The following is a 19,657-nucleotide window of genomic DNA, read 5'->3' as shown; positions in this document are numbered from 1 at the left end:
GTGTTTATCAAAAATCAAAGCAGCAAAGCAATTAGTCTTTTCGAAATCCGTAAGTGACAAGACAATTTTTTAGTCACAGTTCACGGATTTTTAATGCATTGACAGGCAAAATGCCATTGTAAGCAACCGGACATAAGAAATATTATAGGTTGATCTTTGTCCTTGGTATGGAAAATCTTAGTTAGCAATAATAAGAATCATAGAACTTGCAAATTTCTTCAAAAGAGAGTATTCTAATACCGTGGTTAGTTATAGCTAACAATGATTAGATTTGAAAATGACGGAGGATAAAATTATGACGGACGAGCAATATAAAAAGTTATCGATCGATGAATTTACAAAAGCAGCAGCCAAGTATGAGGGGAACCATGCCGGCATTTATGAAATATGCAAGAAGGATTATCCGGAAATTCTGGAAGAACTGGAGCAGGAACCGTTTCAGGATTTGCTGGATGCCGGGTGCGGACCGGCTCCGATGATCTCGCTGCTGGCAGAAAAGTATCCGGATCGTCATTACACTGGACTTGATCTGACACCTGCGATGATTGAACAGGCAAAGCTGAAGCATATTCCCAATGCCGTTTTTGTAGTGGGAGACTGTGAGAACTTTCCGTTTGAGGAAAATGCATTTGATGCGATCATATGCTCCAACAGCTTCCATCATTATCCGAACCCGCAGGCATTCTTTAACAGTGTTAAGAGATGTCTTCGCCCGGGAGGACGACTGATCCTCCGCGATTTAACAAGCGAAAATAAGCTTGTGCTGTGGTTTATGGATAAGATCGAGCTGCCGCTTGCCAATCTGTGTGGTCACGGAGACGTCACGCCTCCAACAAAGGAATTGATTGCAGAATGCTGTAAGAACGCAGGTTTGACCGTAGAGAAGCTGGAGTTTCGCACGAGGATGAGAATGCACTGCGTTGTAAGAAAATAAAAATGAGATGAATGACCTCGATTGGAAATGGATCAAGCTTCGCACACCAATTATCAGATTGCATTCATCCTATTTCTTATGACTGGAGTGTAGATGTGATTTTTGCCATATAGATTTTTGAAATCTCTGGGAGAGTGCTCCTGAAAATTGACGCAGATCGTTAGGTTTTCTGAAAAATCTTTGCTTTGCAATGTTTCGATGAAATACGTGTCTGGACGACTGAGCCTCTCGGGTGGGCTCAGTTATTTCAGCGGGCACGCTCCCGCTACATTGCGCTACGCAGCACTACATAGCATCCTATAAAGCAGGATGCAAGTAGTGGCGAGCGCAAGTGCCCTTTGAAACATCTGAATCCCACCCGGAGGCGAGTACGGGAAGAACCGTTCATCAAACATCGAAACAGCAAAGTATTTAGATTTTTCGAAAACCGTAGAACGACAAGACAATTTTCAGGAGCACTCTCCCAGAGTTATTTAAATTCAGAGGCAAAAATCAATTAATAACATTTACGAGACATAAGAAATAGGATGGGTGCCGCCACATACCGAATGTGCGAAGCTTGTCTCAATAGAATGATTGAACATAATATACAAAAATCACGGTGAAATTAACGAGCTCATCGTGATTTTTTGTGCTTTTTGCTGGAAATACATGAAGCGATGGAATTCATATTGACTTTAAATGACAAAATGATATAATGAAACCATCATGAAACGGGTTTCAAAAGTGAAAAAGCACAAAACGGAGGGATAATATGGCAAGTATTCGAGAAGTGGCAAAGCTGGCAGGGGTTTCCCCCTCCACGGTATCCAGAGTGATCAACGGAACAGCGAATGTAGATGCAGAGAAAAAGGATCGTGTTTTAAAAGCCATCGAAGAAAGCGGTTTCACGCCGAATGAGGTGGCAAGATCTCTTTTTAAGAAATCTTCCAAAACGATCGGTGTGATCGTTCCAAGTATCACGAATCCGTTTTTCGCGGAGATGTCCAGTGCAATCGAGCATACGGCTAACCAGCACGGCTACCGTATGACGATCTGCAACACCGGCGGAGATGTCGAAAAGGAGAAGACAGCGATCTCCATGCTCACCTCCATGAATGTGGACGGCATCGTATTGACAACCAGCAACAAAGGACTGAAGAAGATCATAGAAAACTGTGAAACGCCGATCGTTGCAATTGACCGGGCTGTTTCCAGGAACACGGCAGGCGGCTATATCCACTGCGACAATTATGAGGGTGGCAGAATGGCAGCACAGCATCTGATCGACTGCGGATGCAAGAGTATTGTATGCGTCAGAGGTCTTGACCGGATTTCCAGTGCCAGCGAGCGTTACAAAGGATATCAGGATGTATGTATGGAACAGGGCATTAAAGAGCATAGTATACAGTGTGACTATTCATTTCATGAAGGTCTTGAAATGACACAGAAGCTGTTAGAACAGTTTCCGGATGTGGATGGCATTATTGCCTGCAATGATATGGTTGCAATCTCTATTTATAAGGTGCTTTGCCGCAGGAACATTCGCGTTCCGGAGGACATCCAGCTCATCGGCTATGACAATATCGCCCTGGCGCATCTGATGACGCCGGAGCTTACCACAGTGGGACAGCCGATCAAAAAAATGGGCATCAAGGCGGTCAATATGCTGCTGCAAAAAGAAACCAAAAGCTATAAAGAATATATATTTTCACCGGAGCTGATCGTCCGGGAGACAACAAAAGAAATGAAAGGAGCTGATCATCAATGAAGAAACAGGGCATCTTAAACAGTGATATTTCCAGAGTTCTTTCTTACATGGGACACACAGACTGCATTGCCGTCGGAGACTGCGGGCTTCCGATCCCGGAAGAGGTGGAACGGATTGATCTTGCACTCGAGTTTGGCGTTCCGTCATTTATGGATGTGCTTCGTGTCATCACAAAGGACATGAAGGTTGAGAAGATCGTTCTGGCAGAAGAAATCAGGGAGCAAAACCCGAAGGTACTCGGAGAGATCAAGGAGCTGTTTGCAGGACAGGAGCTTGAGACCGTATTTGTATCTCATACAGAGCTTAAGAAACAGACAAGGGAATGCAAGGCAGTGATACGCACCGGAGAGACAACACCATATGCCAATATCATTCTGCAGTCGGGTTGTATTTTTGGGTAGAAAAGGGGGTGAGCATTCATGAAAATCGAGATGAAAGGGATTAATAAATCGTTCGGTTCCAATCAGGTGCTTAAGGACGCCGGTTTTGTTCTGGAGGATGGTGAAGTACATGCACTGATGGGCGAAAATGGTGCCGGAAAATCGACCCTGATGAAGATTTTGACCGGAGTATACAAAAAGGATTCCGGAACCATAACGATCGATGGCAGGGAGGTTCATTTCAAATCACCGCAGGAGGCAGAGAAAGCCGGTATCGTATTTATTTATCAGGAGTTAAATGTGCTGTTCGACCTGACCGTGGAGGAGAATCTCTTTATGGGAAAGGAGATCACAAAACATTTTGGAATTTGTGATAAAAAGGCAATGCGTCGCAAGGCTCAGGAGGTCATGGAACGGATGGGGGTGCAGATCCCGGTCGATGCTGTGATGTCCGATCTGTCCGTAGGACAGCAGCAGATGGTTGAAATCTGCAAGGCACTGATGGTAGACGCAAAGGTTCTGATCATGGATGAGCCGACAGCAGCACTGACAGAGCGTGAGACAGAAACCTTATTTAAGGTCATGAAATCGCTGCGGGAAAAGGGTGTTTCCATTGTTTATATTTCTCATCGAATGGAAGAAATCTTTGAACTGTGTGACCGGATCACGATTCTTCGCGATGGTACCTATATTGGCACCGAAGAAATCAGCAAGATCGACATGGATGGCGTTGTCCGCATGATGATCGGAAGAGAGATCGGCGAGCGTTTTCCGAAAAGAGATGCAAAGATCGGTGATGTTGTCTTAAAGGTGGAGGGACTGACAAAGGAAAAACTGTTCCACGACGTATCCTTTGAGGTCAGAGCCGGTGAAGTTCTCGGTGTTGCCGGACTGATGGGGGCCGGCCGGACAGAGATCATGAGAGCGTTGTTTGGCTGTATCGCCAGGGATCGCGGCAGTATTTACATTGATGGTGAAAAGGTTAAGATCAAAAATCCGGAGCAGGCGATCAAGGCAGGCATCGGATTTATCACAGAGGACCGTAAAACAGAGGGACTTCTGTTAGAGAAAAGCATTGCGGATAATATTGAGATCGTGAATTTGAAAGCGGTTTCACGAAAAGGCGTTTTATCCAAACGCAAAGAAAAGGATCTGGTTCATAAGGAGATTGAAGAGTTTCGGATCAAATGCTTTGGACCATGGCATGAATGTGATAACTTAAGCGGCGGTAATCAGCAGAAGGTTGTTCTTGCAAAATGGATCGCAACCAATCCGAAGATACTGATCCTGGATGAACCGACAAGAGGAGTCGATATCGGTGCCAAGAAAGAAATCTATCATGTGATCAATCAGATGGCGTCCCTCGGGGTGGCAGTGATCATGGTATCCTCAGAGCTTCCGGAGGTACTTGGCATGAGTGACCGCATTATGGTGGTACGCGAGGGTGAGGTACGAGGCATTCTGGATGGAAAGGAAGCTGACCAGGAGAAAATAATGACTTTAGCGACGGGAGGTACATTATAATGGGAAAAAATAATGAGAAAAATAAATTAAATATCGGCACACTGATCGGAGAATATGGAGCTTATATTGCACTGGTACTGCTCGTCATTGTGATCAGCTGTGTCAGTCCGGAATTTCGGACAGGCAGCAACTTCTTGAATCTGCTCAGACAGGCATCCTTCAACGGACTGATCGCCTTTGGTATGACATGTGTAATCTTATCGGATGGTATTGATCTTTCCGTTGGATCAACCTTTGCATTAAGCGCGATCATCTGCGCAGAACTTATGATCCATGGCATTCCTGCAGCGGCAGCAATTCTGATCGCTCTTCTGGCTGGTACGGCGCTCGGCATGGTCAGCGGTGTTCTTGTAACAAAGGGAAGACTTCAGCCGTTCATCGCAACACTGATCACGATGACGGCATATCGTGGACTGGCACTGATCATCACCGATGGAAAGCCGGTTTCCAGACTGGCAGCCAGCGTGAAAAATGAGTCAGGTGCATTTTTGTTTAAGGTGCTTGGAAAAGGAAGTTTTGTATTCGGACCAAACGACATGATCTCCATTCCGATCCCGGCGATCATTCTGATCCTTTTCCTTCTGGTATTCTATTTTGTACTGCATCACACCACCTTCGGAAGAAGAATTTATGCAACAGGAAGTAATGAGAAATGTGCAAAGCTGGTTGGTGTCAATACAACCAAGATCCGTATCGCTGTTTATTCCATTTCCGGCTTTATGTCTGCCCTTGCAGGTCTGATCATGATCTCCCGTGTCGATTCCGCACAGCCGACACTGGGCGAGGGATATGAACTGGATGCCATTGCGGCGGTTGCACTTGGCGGTACAAGCATGAGTGGTGGACGTGGTAAGATTGTTGGAACGATCGCCGGTGTACTGATCATTGCTGTCCTGAATAACGGACTCAACATTCTGGGAGTTTCCACATATTATCAGGAAGTGATCAAAGCGGTTGTTATTCTGGTAGCAGTATTGTCAGATCGTAAACGGTAAGACAGGAGGTATACAGCATGAAAAAATTGGTAAGTTTATTATTGAGTATGTTAATGATATGTTCCCTTGCCGGATGTGGTATTGTGATCGATGGTGAGGGTGGAAGCACAGGTTCGAAAGCGTCCGGAGCAAGTGGTGCGATCGGACTGTCCATCTCCACACAGAATAATCCGTTTTTCGTCACACTGGCGGAGGGTGCAAAGAAAGCAGCAAAGCAGGCAGGCGTGCCTCTGACCGTGGTAGATGCCAGCGATGATGCAACAAAGCAGGTGAGCGATATCGAGGATCTGGTATCCAAAAATGTCAGCGTGCTGATCGTGAATCCGGTCGATTCCGATGCTGTGACCGGAGCCGTTGAGGCAGCGATTGCAAAGGGGGTCAGGGTAATCTCCGTTGACCGTGTTGTAAACGGTGTGGACATTGACTGTCAGATCGCATCCGATAATGTAGCAGGTGCCGAACTTGCGACACAGTACATTGTGGACACTCTGGGCGAAAACGTGAAAACAGCAGAGCTTGTCGGAACCTCCGGCGCATCTGCGGCGATTGACAGAAGCCAGGGCTTCCATAATATTGCCGACAAGAAATTAAAGGTTGTTGCAAGCCAGACGGCGGATTTTGACCGTACACAGGGAATGACCGTTATGGAGAATATGCTTCAGGCGGACAGCAGCATTCAGGCGGTATTTGCCGGCAATGATGAGATGGCACTCGGAGCTGTTGAGGCGATTTCCGGTGCGAAAAAGGATGTGCTTGTGGTTGGTTTTGATGCAACGGACGATGCAATCGAAGCGATCAGGCAGGGCAGAATGGGTGCTACGATCGCACAGCAGCCGGATCTGATCGGATCTACAGCAGTAGAAAATGCGATCAGGCTGACAAAGGGTGAGAGTATTCCGAAGGAGATCCCGGTTGAGGTGACACTGATCACAAAAGACACTGTCGACAAGTAAGGAGGTGGACGCGATGAAGGTGTTAAATATTGGTTCAATGAATCTGGATTATGTTTACCGTGTGGATCATATCGTGCAGCCGGGCGAGACGATCAGCAGTCAGGGAATGAATATATTTCTGGGAGGCAAAGGTATCAACCAGTCGATCGCACTGGCAAAAGCGGGCGCAGAGGTTTATCATGGCGGCATGATCGGCGAGGATGGCGAGGCGTTTCTGGACGCCTGCAAAGAGTATGGTGTACACAGTCGGTATATCTGCCGGATCGAAGGAAAAACAGGCCACACGATCATACAGATCGACAAGGAGGCGCAGAACTGTATTCTTCTTTACGGCGGTGCCAATCAGAAGTTGACACATGAATATGTCGATGGAGTTCTGTCCCATTTTCAGGACGGAGACATTCTTCTTCTGCAGAATGAAGTAAATGATATCGCCTATATGGTCGATCAGGCATATGAGAAGGGTATGCAGATCGCCCTGAATCCATCGCCGTTTGATGACCGATTAAGAGAAGTGAACATGGACAAGATCAGCATCTTTCTCCTCAATGAGATTGAGGGCGGACAGATCACGGGTCTGACAGATCCGGAGGAGATTTTCGAAGAAATGTGCCACAGATTTCCAAAGGCAAAGATCGTGCTCACTCTTGGTAAGGACGGCGCTGTTTACGGAGAGCAGGGGAAACGCTATGAACAGCCGATCTTCCCGGTGCAGGCGGTTGATACGACAGCAGCCGGTGACACATTTACCGGATATTTTCTGGCAGGTCTTGTGGAGGGCATGCCGATTGAGAAGATTCTGGAAATGAGCGCAAAAGCATCCTCCATTGCTGTTACCAGAGAGGGGGCGGTTCCATCCATTCCGTACCGCAGTGAGGTACAGGAGGCACTGCAGCAATAAAAAAACTATCATTTATTCTGAAATTAACCCTTACAAAATACTTAAAATATGTTATAATAAATACAGATCTAAAGCGGATATCAATTGCCGGAAGTTCGATATACAGGGACTTCCGGCTTATCTATGGTGGGATGGAACGTCTTTGTTAAAGTATCTGGATTTTGAAGTCATTGTTTCATGAAAAGAGGGAAATATGTATCAGGTAAATGATAGTGTTATGTATGGTACACATGGAGTGTGCGAGGTGACGGCGGTAGGCAGATTATCTATGTCAGTAGCGGATCGTAAGAAGAAATATTATACGCTGCGACCGGTATATCAGAAGGATTCTCTGGTATATGTGCCGGTGGATAATGTGAAGCTGCCGATGAGACTGGTTCTGACCGGAAAGGAAGCGGAGGAGCTGGTGGAGGAGATTCCACAGCTTGAAACCATCTGGATCGGCAACGAGAAGGAACGGGAGAGTCAGTATAAGGAAGCAGTACGCAGCGGCGACTGCAGAGAGCTGGTCCGTATCATTAAAACGATCTATTTGCACAAAAAGGAACGGGTCGACGAGGGCAAGAAGGTTGCTGCAGTTGATGAGCGTTATTTTCATCAGGCAGAGGAACTGCTTTACGAGGAGCTTGCCTATGCGCTGGATATGGAGGTCGATCAGATCGGAGATTATATTGCATCCAAAATACGCAAATAATAAATGGAAATACAACATATTTTGTTTTCCTGAAAAGCGAAGAAGCATACAGGGCGTATTCTGATCAGTGCTCTGCTTCCATATCCGGCTGACGCATCTGCTTGCGGTATTCTGCCGGGCTTTGTTTGACATATTTCTTGAATTTCGTGTGGAAATAATCCACGTTGCGGTAACCGACCTTTTCGGCGATCTCATAGACCTTCAGGGAGCTGTTGACCAGAAGATCCTTGGAATGTTCAATACGGATCTTGTCTACAAATACATTGAAGCCCTGACCGACCTTTTTGGTGAAGATCTTGCCAAGATAAGAGCTGTTGTAGCCGAAAGTGGTGCGATATTCTCCAGCTTGATATTGTCCATATAATTGTGCTCGATATAATGAATGATATCATCCATCACACTCTCGCTGGAAGGATTGCCGATGGTGCGGATGATCATTTCAAACTGCTCTGTGAAGAACAACACGATCTCATAGAGGTAATATTTGTCGTTGATAAACTCAATGATCTCGGCGTTACTCGGAAAAGGTATGTCCGCATTATGGTACAGATGGAAAATCTTTTCCTTGATGGACAGATACAGATCTGTCAGAAAAAGTTTGATCTGTGGAATGTCCTCATCACAGGAATAGAGCTTGCCCTCGAGTTCATGAAGCATTTCTGCCATCTGATTGCGCTTTGCTGCCTGAATATATCCGATCAGTGATTCACAATAGGACTGTAACACCTCCGGAGTAAGCTGGAAGATATGCTCTTCATCCTGTTTTGGAAGCTGGTCATAGCCGATCGTGTGCTGGCGGTGCTCGCAGAAAAAGCGGCGCTGCAGCAGACGAAGCGCTTCCTGATAGGAAACAGGAACCTCACGGATATCCCGGACCGGTCTGCCGTAGGTGATGAACAGGGAATCAAGAGGAGAATCCTTCTGTGGTTTTTGTTCACGCTCATAATGCTCCAGAAACTGCTGGAACTTGTGAAGTGTAAATTCTCCCTTGAGCAGAAGGATTTCGTTGTCGTCGATTGTGATCTGCTCATACGAGCTGTTCATCTCATTGGTAACCTTTAACAGATCCGCAAAACGATAGGACATCTGTGTTGCGTTGTGACTGTATTTCTCATAGATAACAACTTGATACTGATCTGCATTCAGATGCATGTCATCAATGTTGATCTGGTCAAAATCAGCCTTGTCTGTAAGAATATCCAAAAGGATCATACCATGCGCCTTCTGGCGGTAATGCTGCCAGGTTCCGGACTGACGGCTCTGCTCCTCAAGCGTTGTCTTCAGTGATTCAACCGCCTCCAAAAGCTCGTCCTCATCGATCGGCTTTGTCAGATAGAAATCAACGCCGTAGCGGATCGCTGCCTGCGCATATTTAAAATCCGTAAAACCACTCAGGATAATAAAATGTCCCTCAAAGCCTTTGCCGCGTGCCTGCTTCACAACATCCACACCGAGAAGCCCCGGCATCCGGATATCGATCAATACCAGATCGGGCTGTTCCCGGACAATATAATCTAATGCATCAATGCCGTTGGATGCTTCGCCAATAATTGAAAATCCCAGAGATTCCCAATCGATAATACATTTTAAACCCTGACGTATAATCAGTTCGTCATCCGCAATAAAAACGGTATTCATGTGTTTACCAAACCTTTCTGATCCTGCATGCCTGAATAAAAGACACTTCTGCAGAATATATATTTACAACTCATATTTGTTTGAAAAATGAGCCTCCCATTATTATAACTTTTTGGGAGGAGATTTGCAAGAAAGGGGATAGGTTTTCGTGCAGTTTCTATTATATTTATCGAATTTCATGATACCCATTGTAATATTTTACATTGTAGGATATGGGCTGTGCAGCCATACCGATATTTTCGGAGCTTTTGTCAAGGGTGCACAGGACGGCTTCAAGGTAGTACTTAAGGTTTTGCCAACGCTGATCGGTCTGATGATGGCGATTGGGATCCTGCGGGCGTCGGGGCTTATGGAAATGCTTTCCACCCGGATCGCACCGATAGCGGAGAAGGCGGATTTCCCGGCGGTGCTGGTGCCGCTTTCTCTGATCAAAATGGTTTCCTCCTCGGCAGCCACCGGTCTGCTGCTTGATATTTATAAGAAATTTGGAACCGATTCCCATGAGGGATTTCTGGCATCGGTTCTGATGTGCTGTTCGGAGACGATTTTTTATACGATCTCGGTATATTTTATTGCAACCGGAGACAAAAAGCATGCACCGGTCACGAAAATGAACTGGACATTGACCGGCGCACTCATCGCAACCTTTGCGGGGATGGCGGCGAGCGTATGGCTGTGCCGGGGGATTGCGTAACATTCCGTCCGGAAAGCGTCTGAATCCCGCCCGGAAAATGCTAAAATTCTGTCCCCCCAATGCTTAAATTCAGTTCGGAAAATACCTGAAAGGCTTGTGGTGCAAATTGCAATCTGATATGATTAAATCAACTATACTTTGTATTTGTAAATGGTTAAGAGGGAAACAAAGGAGGAGAAAATGAAGAATTTTTTGAACGTAGGTGTTTTGTTTGTTGTTGGAGCAATGCCAGCCGTGTCAGTGGCAAGCTTTCTGCGGCAGATGCTCTGTCTGCTTACGGTAAGATTAAGCGGCGGAAAGGTACTTTATTTCAAATATTTATGTTTGGATTATCGTCAGGAAAACGGGGAAGGGAAAATGAGAATGGGTCAGTTTTCTCCGGTATGCCAGTTTTTGTATACCAACGGTGATCGGGAATATGATCAAAAAGAGGACATCATACGGGAGGCAGTTCGGCTTTTATTATATTTCGTGGCAGGAGGTCTGATCGAATTTATTTTGTACCGTTTGTGGAGAGAAACCGGAGCCGGAACCGCCTGGTTAAAGCCGGTCATTGCCGGTATTGCTGCGGGTTTCATACTGGAATTTATCGGTGGCTTCCGGGTGCTTCTCTATAAGCTGCGTAACGATGGAAAGAACCTGACCGCATACTGGAGAGAAACGCTGCGGCAGTTGTCTCAGGGAACGCCGTTGGAGGAGGTCTGGATGCCGCCGTATCAGGAGCTGTACAGCAATGCCTCGGAAGAGGAAATATTATTGTATGATGGAATCCGGTTTATGCAGAAGCTGTGGCAGCGTGATTATGAGACGTTAAAAGAGGTTGCGGTGGAATGTGACTGGATTATCCGCCACTGGGAATATCAGTATATCCGCGTTTTGACAAACGTGTATTACAATATGATCTTCTATTATAGTTGCATCGAAAGAAGTCCGGAGCGGGCAGACCGTTATTATCAGGCGGTCAGAAGAGATCTGGAGCAGGATATGGACAGCAACGGCAGACGTGTCATGGCGTATTATACCTATTTCTGTAAGGGACAGCCGCAGGAAGCGATGAAGCTTCTTCAGGATGGTCAAAAGGTTTTAAACAGGCTTTCCACGAATTCCTTTGAGACAGAGCTTGAGCGGAGACTTCTGGGAGAACTGGAACAGATAATACTGCAAAATCAGGGCATTTAAATTGCTGATTTTATGTGTATTATATTGACGGGCGATAGTGATATATGATATCGTATAAACTACAAATATAACACAAGAGGAGGATGAAAAAGATGGACAAACAATTTTTATTTGAGGTTGCTGTTCTGGTAGCGGGAATTTTGTGTCTGCTCAAGGGATATCTTGACCGAAAAGGGGAAAAGCTTTCAGGCGTTGTCAGCGGTTTTGTCAACATGGACGGCTACGACTTTCCGATGATCCGTTTTCAGTATAACGGACAGGAGTTAGAAGCCAGAGCCGCCAACGGAGACAAAGGAAATAAAATGAAGTATAAGGAGGGGGACAGAGTAGATATTGTCTATCGTCCGAGCAAAGCGAAATATGTAAATATTCTCGGAGACAACCATGATATTTACATATCGGTGGCACTTATTGTATGCGGACTTGTGATGGTAATTCTTCGTCTGATCAGTAAGTAAAATAACAAAAATGATTCTTTGAAACGGGAGGTAGCAATACCTCCTGTTTTTTGTGACTAAGACTTTCCGGTTCAATAACTGGAAACCGCCCATAATATTTCTTATGTCCGATTGCTTACAATAGCATTTTGCCTGCCAATACATCGAAAATCCGTGAGCTGTGACTAAAAAAATTGTCTTGTCACCTACGGATTTCGAAAAGACTAATTGCTTTGCTGCTTTGATTTTTGATAAACACATCCTTCCGTACTCGCTCCAAGGTGGGATTCGGATGTTTCGAGAGGCACTTGCACCCGCCGGTACTTACGCCCCAAGTTGTAGAAATATATAATCTTTTTAATTCTTGGGGCGTTATGTACCGCTGCGTGGTGCAGTTGTAGCGGAAGCGTGCCGTCCGAAACAGCTGAGCCCACCTATGGGGCTCGGTCGTACGGATGTGTATTCATCAAAGCATTGCAAAGCAAAGTCTTTTCAGAAATCCTACTGATCTGCGTCAATTTTTTAGTCACAGCTCACGGATAAACATGTTTTTTGAGGCAAAATGTTTCATTGATTTTTTGTACATAAGAAATATTATGGGCAGATTTCGATTTTGAAAAAGGGAAAGTCTTAGCTGGTCATTTTCTGTTGGGAAATGATAAGTTCAAATTGACAGGGGTTTGTGGTGGGGGTTATAATTTTTTTGTTATGTTTTTGAAAAGAATGTTTTAGATGGAACAGGGGAGAGAAATGTCAAACGAATGTGATACTTGTGCAAATTACAGTTACGATGAGGAATATGAGGAGTATTTCTGTGATGTGAATATGGATGAAGATGATATGGTACGTTTTATGACGGATCACAGAAACAGTTGTCCGTATTATCGGAACGGTGATGAATATCAGGTGGTGCGACATCAGATGTGATATCGCGCAGCGGAAGCGGATACTGCGCTTTCATGTATGGCGTAATATGATATAATCTATGCGCACCTTACATATTTTTTCGCATATTTCAGGAGAAAATAAATGACAGAATTAGAGGAATATTATAATAAATTTAATGAAGATAAAAGACTTACCAGACGTCATGGACGGGTGGAATATATTACGTCAATGAAGTATATTCATGCGTGCATTGATGTGGTTATGAAGGAGAAGAACGAAGCGGGAGATGGATCCGGGCATACCGGCACATTTACTCCGGCGGATATTCGTATCCTGGATGTCGGTGCCGGCACCGGGCGTTACAGCGTGGCACTTGCCGGGGAGGGCTATGACGTTACTGCGGTAGAACTGGTCAAATATAATCTTGGCATTTTAAAATCTAAGAAAAGCAGTGTCAAAGCGTTTCAGGGCAATGCTTTAAATCTGTCCCGTTTTGCGGACAGTAGTTTTGACATCACTTTGCTGTTTGGACCGATGTATCATCTGTACACATTTGAGGACAAGCATCAGGCACTGGAGGAAGCGAAGCGGGTGACGAGACCGGGTGGCAGGATACTTGTGGCATACTGTATGAATGAGTACGGAGTGCTTCTGTACGGTTTCAGGGACGGCAATGTAAAACAGTGTCTGGAGGATGGCAGATTGTCGAAGAAATTTAAGTGTGTGCCGCATCCCGAGGATCTGTATGATTACATGAGACTTGAGGATATTGATGCACTGAATGCGGCATCGGGTCTGGAACGATATAAGATCATTTCACCGGACGGCCCGGCAAATTACATGAGACCGGTTTTAAATGCGATGGATGAGGAAACGTTTGACCTGTTTGTGCAGTATCATTTATCGGTCTGTGAGAGACAGGATCTGATCGGTGCCGGAGCACATACGCTGGATATACTGATACGGTAGAGGAGGAAGTTTGGAATGGACGATATTATTTTTCTGATCAAAGGAAACAGGAACGGAGAGCCTTTTGCGGCAGAGATGTATCAGGGCGGCGAACAGCCGTATTTTACACTGCGCTGGCAGGAGGATGAGGGAGAACTGCATATACGCATTATCCCGAAGGAGTTCGACGAATACGGAGAGCCGGTCGGGGATCTTACATTGGAATCGGTGACACTGACCTTTCCATGGGAGTGCCGTGGAGGAAAGCAGCCGGAGCAGATCTTTATGAACGGGTATCAGTCATGGACGGATTCCCATGAGCATACAGTTGGAGAGAAGGAGCCGGCGATATCGCCGTTTGCCTCCGGAATGGTGGAGAAGTATTATCTGGACCGGTATGGTGATTCGCTTTTTACGATGAAGGGAACGGCAGCAGGACAGTTTCATGGATTTACATATTGTTATTTCAGGGATGGAGTGACGTATCGTTTTGTGGGTTCTCTCAGCGAACGCTCCGGCTTTACGGTATTTTATTACAATGCAGATGCCGGACAGATGTCAATTGAAAAGGACTGTGCGGGCGTGAATATTTCTGAGGAATGGAATGCGTTTGATCTCGTAGAAATTACCGGAAGTGAGGATCAGGTATTTGATACCTATTTTGAGAAAATGAACATTGCTAAGCCGAAGGGCAGACCGATGACAGGGTATACAAGCTGGTACAATCATTATCAGAATATTTCGGCACAGATCATATCGGATAATTTGGAACATGTCCATGAAATGGGACAGATCTTTGATGTGTTTCAGATCGATGATGGATATCAGACGTATGTGGGTGACTGGCTTGATGTGCAGAAGGATAAGTTCCCGGACGGTCTTGAACCGATCGTCGATAAGATCCATGAATACGGCATGAAAGCGGGACTGTGGCTGTCTCCGTTTGTGTGTGAGAAGGAGTCGCGCTGCTTCCGCAGGCATCCGGACTGGCTGGTACGGGATGCGAAAGGAGAGCCGTTTTGCGGTGGAAGCAACTGGAGTACCTTTTATGCGCTGGATCTGTCTAACGAAGAGGTGCGGGAATATCTTCGCGAGGTCTTTCATCAGGTGCTTGATGTGTGGGGCTTTGATCTGGTTAAACTGGATTTTCTGTATGCGGTCTGCATGCTGCCGACAGAGTATAAGACGAGAGGGCAGATCATGTGCGAGGCGATGGATTTCCTGCGCGAGGTTATCGGTGATAAGCTGATCCTTGGCTGCGGTGTGCCGCTCGGACCGGCGTTTGGCAAGGTTGATTACTGTCGAATCGGACCGGATGTGGGACTGAACTGGGATGGCGCTCCGAAGGAGAAGCTGCTTCACCGGGAGAGAGTATCGACAAAGAATACGATCGGCAACACGATTTATCGCAGACAGTTAAACGGACGTGCTTTCTGGAACGATCCGGATGTGTATCTGCTGCGGGATGATAATATCAGGTTGTCGGCGAAACAGAAAGAAATGCTGGCGCAGGTCAATGGTCTTTTTGGCGGACTGCTTTTTACCTCGGACGATGTGGGGACTTACGATGAGGAGAAAAGAGCGCTGCAGCAGAGCCTATCTGCCTTGCGGGAGGCACCGCGGAGCGTGGAACGCAAAGGCAAATATACGATTGTCCGATATCAGGGACAGGATGGTGAGAAGGAGTTGCGTGTGAAGCTGTAGGAACAGGGAAGGTTGTGAGAAAGCATTTGCGTATGGAGAATGTGTTGCTGTCCGGTTTTTGGGACAGATAAATGATTTGGCAAAATAATGACAGGGGGCAGAGATTATGGGGTATATTATGGCGTTAGATGCCGGAACGACAAGTAACCGGTGTATTTTATTTAACGAGAAGGGCGAGATCGTTTCTGTGGCGCAGAAGGAATTTACACAGATCTTTCCGCAGCCCGGCTGGGTGGAGCAGGATGCCAGTGAAATTTGGTCGACACAGCTTGGCGTTGCCGTGGAAGCAATGTCCAAAATAGGGGTCAGTGCAAATGAGATTCATGCAATTGGAATCGCCAATCAGAGAGAGACGACGATCGTATGGGACAAGACGACAGGAGAGCCTGTCTATCATGCGGTTGTCTGGCAGTGCAGACGAACCTCTGAGTTCTGCGATGAGTTAAAGGAACGGGGACTTACGAAATTGTTCCGGGACAAAACGGGTCTTGTGATCGATGCGTATTTTTCGGCAACCAAGCTAAAATGGATCCTGGATCAGGTACCGGGAGCAAGGGAGCGTGCGAAGAAGGGCGAGTTGTTATTTGGAACCGTGGACACCTGGCTGATGTGGAAGCTGACGAAGGGGCGTGTTCACGCGACCGATTACTCCAATGCATCCCGCACGATGATGTATAACATCAATGAGCTTTGCTGGGATAAGGAGATTCTCGATATATTGGATATTCCGGAGTGCATGCTGCCGGAGGTGATGCCATCGAGTGGTCTGTACGGAAAAACGGACAGTTCATTCTTGGGTGGAGAGATTCCGATCGCCGGTGTGGCAGGAGATCAGCAGGCGGCATTGTTTGGGCAGACCTGTTTTCTGCCGGGCGAGGCGAAAAATACATACGGCACAGGCTGTTTCCTGTTGATGAATACTGGCACGAAGCCGGTATTTTCGGATAACGGACTTGTCACAACCCTGGCATGGGGCATTGGCGGAAAGGTTAATTATGCACTTGAGGGATCGATCTTTATTGGAGGTGCATCGGTGCAGTGGCTTCGTGATGAACTTCGCCTGATCGACTCCGCGGAGGATTCCGAGTACATGGCAAGAAAGGTAAAGGACACCAATGGGTGTTATGTGGTGCCGGCATTTACCGGGCTTGGTGCACCGTATTGGAATCAGTATGCCAGAGGCACGATCGTCGGTCTGACACGCGGTGTCAACAAATATCATATTATCCGGGCAACACTGGAGTCCATTGCTTATCAGGTCAGTGATGTCTTGCGGGCGATGGAAGCCGATTCCGGCATCACGCTTTCTGCTTTGAAGGTGGATGGCGGCGCAAGTGCCAATGATTTTCTGATGCAGACGCAGGCAGATATTATCCAGACACCGGTCAACCGTCCGATCTGTCTGGAGACGACAGCACTCGGTGCGGCATATCTTGCCGGGCTTGCCGTCGGCTACTGGAAAGATTTCGAAGATATCCGGCGCAATGCGGGTGTCAGCCGTGCCTTTGTTCCAGAGATCACACAGCAGGAGTGCAGGGAGAGAATCGACGGCTGGAAACGTGCCGTGGGATGTGCCATAAGCTGGACAAAGCAGTAAGGACAGTAGCTGAATTGGAATTTGAAATGCCGGTACAGAAACGGATTCGATCAAAGTAATAGATTGATAAAAGCATTTTGGCATCCGGCATATTGCATCTTGCCATCCGGTACATTAAATGATAAAATATTCTCATGTTCCGACACGAAGGGTTCGTCCCAACGCGAAGGCATGATGATATGTTCTTGAATATGGTCCGCAGGGAAGGTCTGCGGTTTTATAGGGGAAGAAGCGTCTCATGCCATCCGGCGGAGGCGCTTTTACCATTATAGGAAACTTGTCGTTTCCTATAATGGTAAAAACGCTCCGCGAGGGTGCGATCACCGCACAGAGGAAGATTGCATAAGCAATTGTGCGGTGATGCGCAAAGTGGGCAAGTCCACTTTGTTCATATATAGGAAAATGCTCGTAATGTGGTGGGAAGCAAGGACAAAACCAGCGTTTTGGCAGACGTATCCCGTGATCGGCAAAGGAGGAAGTGTTTCATGGATCGACGGATTGCAATCCTTGGAATTATTGTGGAGAACACAGATAGTGTGGAGAGGGTGAATGAGCTGCTTCACGAGTACCGGGAGTTTATTGTCGGCAGGATGGGGATGCCCTACAGAGAGCGTGGGATATCGGTGATCAGCGTGGTGATGGATGCGGATACCAATACGGTCAGCGCTCTGTCCGGCAAGCTGGGAATGACACCGGGTGTCAGTGCCAAGGCAGTTTATTCCAAGGCATAATAGATCAGCCGGTATTACAGGAAAATCTAAGCTGCCGGTGAGATTTGTTATGTAGACATGGTTACACAGAAAAGACAGGATCACTCCTGTCAGAAATACACAAGATTTTATATATGGAGGAATAGAAATGAGCAGTTATAAGTATGATCCGAAGTCATTAAAGGCAGAAGAATTTATCAATCATGAGGAGATTCTGGAATCTCTTGATTATGCGAAAAAGAACAAAGATAATCTTTCTTTGATCCGCGAAATTCTTGAGAAAGCGAAGAAGGCAAGGGGAATTTCCCACAAAGAGGCAGCCGTTTTGATGGAGTGCGATGATCCGGAGATCAACCGTGAGATCAGAGAGCTTGCCATGGAGATCAAGGAGAAGTTTTACGGGCATCGTATCGTTATGTTTGCACCGCTGTATCTCTCCAATTACTGTGTGAATGGATGCACTTATTGTCCATATCATCACAAGAATAAACATATTCCTCGAATCAAGCTGACACAGGATCAGATCCGTGATGAGGTCATTGCCCTGCAGGATATGGGTCATAAGCGCCTGGCGATCGAGGCAGGCGAGGATCCGGTCAACAATCCGCTTGAGTATATTCTGGAAAGTATCGACACGATCTACAGCATCAAGCATAAGAATGGTGCGATCCGCCGTGTCAATGTCAATATTGCAGCAACAACTGTGGAGAATTATACCCGCCTGAAGAATGCCGGAATCGGTACTTATATTCTGTTCCAGGAGACCTACAATAAAGAATCCTATGAGCAGCTACATCCAACCGGACCAAAGCATGATTATGCATATCATACCGAGGCAATGGATCGTGCGATGGAGGGCGGCATCGATGATGTTGGTCTTGGCGTTTTGTTTGGGCTGGAGGGCTACCGCTATGAGCTTGTTGGTATCCTGATGCATGCAGAGCATCTGGAGGCAGCACAGGGCGTTGGACCACATACGATCAGTGTACCGAGAATCTGCCCGGCAGACGATATTGATACCGGTGATTTCAGCAACGCCGTACCGGATGAGATCTTCGAGAAGATCGTTGCCGTGATCCGTATCGCGGTTCCGTATACCGGAATGATCATTTCTACCAGAGAGTCCCAGAAGACAAGAGAGCATGTGCTGCAGCTTGGCATTTCCCAGATCAGCGGCGGCTCCCGTACCAGCGTGGGCGGTTACACCGAGCCGGTGCGTGATGACAGCTCTGCACAGTTTGATGTCAGCGATACCCGTACACTTGATGAGGTTGTCAACTGGCTGATGAAGATGGGTTTCATTCCAAGTTTCTGTACCGCATGCTACCGCGCAGGAAGAACAGGAGACCGTTTTATGTCACTTCTTAAGTCCGGTCAGATTGTAAACTGCTGCCAGCCGAACGCCCTCATGACATTGAAGGAATATCTGGAGGATTATGCATCACCGGAGACGAAGGAGATCGGTGAATCGCTGATCGCCAAGGAGATCCGGAAGGTGCCAAATGAGAAGGTCAGAGAAAGAGCCATCCAGTATCTTGAGGAGTTAAAGGAAGGAAAGAGAGATTTCCGTTTCTAGAACATAGAAATCAATGTCCTGAAAATGGGACAGACAAAATGTTATTTGAAAAAATAATATTAAGAAACAACAATATAGAATGCAATAAAAAGACTGCTGCTTTACGAATAGAAATCGTGAAGCGGCAGTCTTTGTTTTCCATGAAATCCTCGTTT

General features: G+C 46.5%; 19 protein-coding genes. 17 read left to right on the top strand and 2 right to left on the bottom strand.

The window, feature by feature from the left end:
- Positions 1–295 precede the first annotated feature (295 nt).
- The 8 genes from ACZLMD_RS01805 to ACZLMD_RS01770 all read left to right on the top strand — a co-directional run bounded on the left by ACZLMD_RS01805 (position 296) and on the right by ACZLMD_RS01770 (position 8,131).
- Positions 296–934, top strand: a complete 639-nt coding sequence (locus ACZLMD_RS01805) for a class I SAM-dependent methyltransferase (RefSeq protein ID WP_484106988.1) — start codon at positions 296–298, stop codon at positions 932–934.
- 754 nt (positions 935–1,688) lie between these two features.
- Positions 1,689–2,684: a LacI family DNA-binding transcriptional regulator gene (locus ACZLMD_RS01800; RefSeq protein WP_022305345.1), complete on the top strand. Its 996-nt coding sequence runs from the start codon at positions 1,689–1,691 to the stop codon at positions 2,682–2,684.
- Positions 2,681–3,085, top strand: a complete 405-nt coding sequence (gene rbsD, locus ACZLMD_RS01795; protein WP_118559713.1) for a D-ribose pyranase — start codon at positions 2,681–2,683, stop codon at positions 3,083–3,085. Before ACZLMD_RS01800 ends, rbsD begins: the two co-directional genes overlap by 4 nt.
- A gap of 18 nt (positions 3,086–3,103) precedes the next feature.
- Positions 3,104–4,588 carry a sugar ABC transporter ATP-binding protein gene (locus ACZLMD_RS01790; protein ID WP_484106989.1) on the top strand — a complete coding sequence of 495 codons (1,485 nt, stop codon included), beginning with the start codon at positions 3,104–3,106 and terminating at the stop codon, positions 4,586–4,588.
- Positions 4,588–5,583 (top strand): ABC transporter permease, encoded by a 996-nt coding sequence (locus tag ACZLMD_RS01785; RefSeq protein WP_482523013.1) that lies wholly within the window; start codon positions 4,588–4,590, stop codon positions 5,581–5,583. Before ACZLMD_RS01790 ends, ACZLMD_RS01785 begins: the two co-directional genes overlap by 1 nt.
- 17 nt (positions 5,584–5,600) lie before the next feature.
- The gene (locus tag ACZLMD_RS01780) at positions 5,601–6,536 is read left to right on the top strand and encodes a substrate-binding domain-containing protein (protein ID WP_118559715.1); all 936 of its coding nucleotides are present in this window, start codon (positions 5,601–5,603) and stop codon (positions 6,534–6,536) included.
- A 13-nt stretch (positions 6,537–6,549) separates the two neighbouring features.
- Positions 6,550–7,437 carry a ribokinase gene (locus ACZLMD_RS01775; protein WP_118559716.1) on the top strand — a complete coding sequence of 296 codons (888 nt, stop codon included), beginning with the start codon at positions 6,550–6,552 and terminating at the stop codon, positions 7,435–7,437.
- 193 nt (positions 7,438–7,630) lie between these two features.
- Positions 7,631–8,131 (top strand): CarD family transcriptional regulator, encoded by a 501-nt coding sequence (locus ACZLMD_RS01770; RefSeq protein WP_484106990.1) that lies wholly within the window; start codon positions 7,631–7,633, stop codon positions 8,129–8,131.
- A gap of 64 nt (positions 8,132–8,195) precedes the next feature.
- Here ACZLMD_RS01770 and ACZLMD_RS01765 read toward each other — a convergent pair whose 3' ends face one another.
- Together ACZLMD_RS01765 and ACZLMD_RS01760 are read right to left on the bottom strand one after the other, a co-directional pair.
- On the bottom strand, positions 8,196–8,426 hold the full coding sequence (locus ACZLMD_RS01765; RefSeq protein WP_489495021.1) for a helix-turn-helix domain-containing protein: 231 nt from the start codon (positions 8,424–8,426) through the stop codon (positions 8,196–8,198).
- Positions 8,384–9,769 carry a response regulator gene (locus tag ACZLMD_RS01760; RefSeq protein WP_489495019.1) on the bottom strand — a complete coding sequence of 462 codons (1,386 nt, stop codon included), beginning with the start codon at positions 9,767–9,769 and terminating at the stop codon, positions 8,384–8,386. The genes ACZLMD_RS01765 and ACZLMD_RS01760 overlap by 43 nt, the downstream gene beginning before the upstream one ends.
- Before the next feature lie 148 nt (positions 9,770–9,917).
- Here ACZLMD_RS01760 and ACZLMD_RS01755 point away from each other — a divergent pair, with 148 nt between their 5' ends.
- From ACZLMD_RS01755 to hydG, 9 genes are all read left to right on the top strand, one after another.
- A complete protein-coding gene (locus tag ACZLMD_RS01755; protein ID WP_484106992.1) occupies positions 9,918–10,463 on the top strand; it encodes a spore maturation protein in 546 nt (181 codons plus the stop codon).
- 180 nt (positions 10,464–10,643) lie between these two features.
- Positions 10,644–11,642: a hypothetical protein gene (locus tag ACZLMD_RS01750; RefSeq protein WP_484106993.1), complete on the top strand. Its 999-nt coding sequence runs from the start codon at positions 10,644–10,646 to the stop codon at positions 11,640–11,642.
- A 92-nt stretch (positions 11,643–11,734) separates the two neighbouring features.
- Entirely contained in the window at positions 11,735–12,100 is a 366-nt protein-coding gene (locus ACZLMD_RS01745; RefSeq protein WP_484106994.1) for a DUF3592 domain-containing protein, read from the top strand.
- A gap of 711 nt (positions 12,101–12,811) precedes the next feature.
- Positions 12,812–13,006: a DUF6472 family protein gene (locus ACZLMD_RS01740; protein ID WP_484104792.1), complete on the top strand. Its 195-nt coding sequence runs from the start codon at positions 12,812–12,814 to the stop codon at positions 13,004–13,006.
- Positions 13,007–13,108: 102 nt separating this feature from the next.
- Complete coding sequence (locus ACZLMD_RS01735; protein WP_489495018.1) at positions 13,109–13,936, top strand: class I SAM-dependent methyltransferase; 828 nt, start codon at positions 13,109–13,111, stop codon at positions 13,934–13,936.
- A gap of 15 nt (positions 13,937–13,951) precedes the next feature.
- Positions 13,952–15,619 (top strand): glycoside hydrolase family 36 protein, encoded by a 1,668-nt coding sequence (locus tag ACZLMD_RS01730; protein WP_489495017.1) that lies wholly within the window; start codon positions 13,952–13,954, stop codon positions 15,617–15,619.
- 103 nt (positions 15,620–15,722) lie between these two features.
- A complete protein-coding gene (gene glpK, locus ACZLMD_RS01725) occupies positions 15,723–17,216 on the top strand; it encodes a glycerol kinase GlpK (RefSeq protein WP_489495020.1) in 1,494 nt (497 codons plus the stop codon).
- A gap of 485 nt (positions 17,217–17,701) precedes the next feature.
- Positions 17,702–17,947 carry a TM1266 family iron-only hydrogenase system putative regulator gene (locus tag ACZLMD_RS01720; protein ID WP_022305866.1) on the top strand — a complete coding sequence of 82 codons (246 nt, stop codon included), beginning with the start codon at positions 17,702–17,704 and terminating at the stop codon, positions 17,945–17,947.
- 127 nt (positions 17,948–18,074) lie between these two features.
- Positions 18,075–19,502 carry a [FeFe] hydrogenase H-cluster radical SAM maturase HydG gene (hydG, locus tag ACZLMD_RS01715; protein WP_489495016.1) on the top strand — a complete coding sequence of 476 codons (1,428 nt, stop codon included), beginning with the start codon at positions 18,075–18,077 and terminating at the stop codon, positions 19,500–19,502.
- The last annotated feature ends 155 nt before the right edge of the window (positions 19,503–19,657 follow it).

The sequence above is a fragment of the Jutongia sp. genome (genome assembly GCF_057878315.1).
Note: the sequence above shows the minus strand (reverse complement) of the source record. Positions and strands in the feature narration are given on the sequence as shown.

Excerpts from the sequence above, each read along its gene's own strand:
- ACZLMD_RS01750 (WP_484106993.1), top strand. The coding sequence starts at position 10,644 with ATGAAGAATTTTTTGAACGTAGGTGTTTTGTTTGTTGTTGGAGCAATG.
- ACZLMD_RS01780 (WP_118559715.1), top strand. The coding sequence starts at position 5,601 with ATGAAAAAATTGGTAAGTTTATTATTGAGTATGTTAATGATATGTTCC.
- ACZLMD_RS01775 (WP_118559716.1), top strand. The coding sequence starts at position 6,550 with ATGAAGGTGTTAAATATTGGTTCAATGAATCTGGATTATGTTTACCGT.
- ACZLMD_RS01730 (WP_489495017.1), top strand. The coding sequence starts at position 13,952 with ATGGACGATATTATTTTTCTGATCAAAGGAAACAGGAACGGAGAGCCT.
- ACZLMD_RS01805 (WP_484106988.1), top strand. The coding sequence starts at position 296 with ATGACGGACGAGCAATATAAAAAGTTATCGATCGATGAATTTACAAAA.
- ACZLMD_RS01720 (WP_022305866.1), top strand. The coding sequence starts at position 17,702 with ATGGATCGACGGATTGCAATCCTTGGAATTATTGTGGAGAACACAGAT.
- ACZLMD_RS01770 (WP_484106990.1), top strand. The coding sequence starts at position 7,631 with ATGTATCAGGTAAATGATAGTGTTATGTATGGTACACATGGAGTGTGC.
- ACZLMD_RS01745 (WP_484106994.1), top strand. The coding sequence starts at position 11,735 with ATGGACAAACAATTTTTATTTGAGGTTGCTGTTCTGGTAGCGGGAATT.
- hydG (WP_489495016.1), top strand. The coding sequence starts at position 18,075 with ATGAGCAGTTATAAGTATGATCCGAAGTCATTAAAGGCAGAAGAATTT.
- rbsD (WP_118559713.1), top strand. The coding sequence starts at position 2,681 with ATGAAGAAACAGGGCATCTTAAACAGTGATATTTCCAGAGTTCTTTCT.
- ACZLMD_RS01740 (WP_484104792.1), top strand. The coding sequence starts at position 12,812 with ATGGAACAGGGGAGAGAAATGTCAAACGAATGTGATACTTGTGCAAAT.
- ACZLMD_RS01790 (WP_484106989.1), top strand. The coding sequence starts at position 3,104 with ATGAAAATCGAGATGAAAGGGATTAATAAATCGTTCGGTTCCAATCAG.
- ACZLMD_RS01785 (WP_482523013.1), top strand. The coding sequence starts at position 4,588 with ATGGGAAAAAATAATGAGAAAAATAAATTAAATATCGGCACACTGATC.
- ACZLMD_RS01735 (WP_489495018.1), top strand. The coding sequence starts at position 13,109 with ATGACAGAATTAGAGGAATATTATAATAAATTTAATGAAGATAAAAGA.
- ACZLMD_RS01760 (WP_489495019.1), bottom strand. The coding sequence starts at position 9,769 with ATGAATACCGTTTTTATTGCGGATGACGAACTGATTATACGTCAGGGT.
- ACZLMD_RS01800 (WP_022305345.1), top strand. The coding sequence starts at position 1,689 with ATGGCAAGTATTCGAGAAGTGGCAAAGCTGGCAGGGGTTTCCCCCTCC.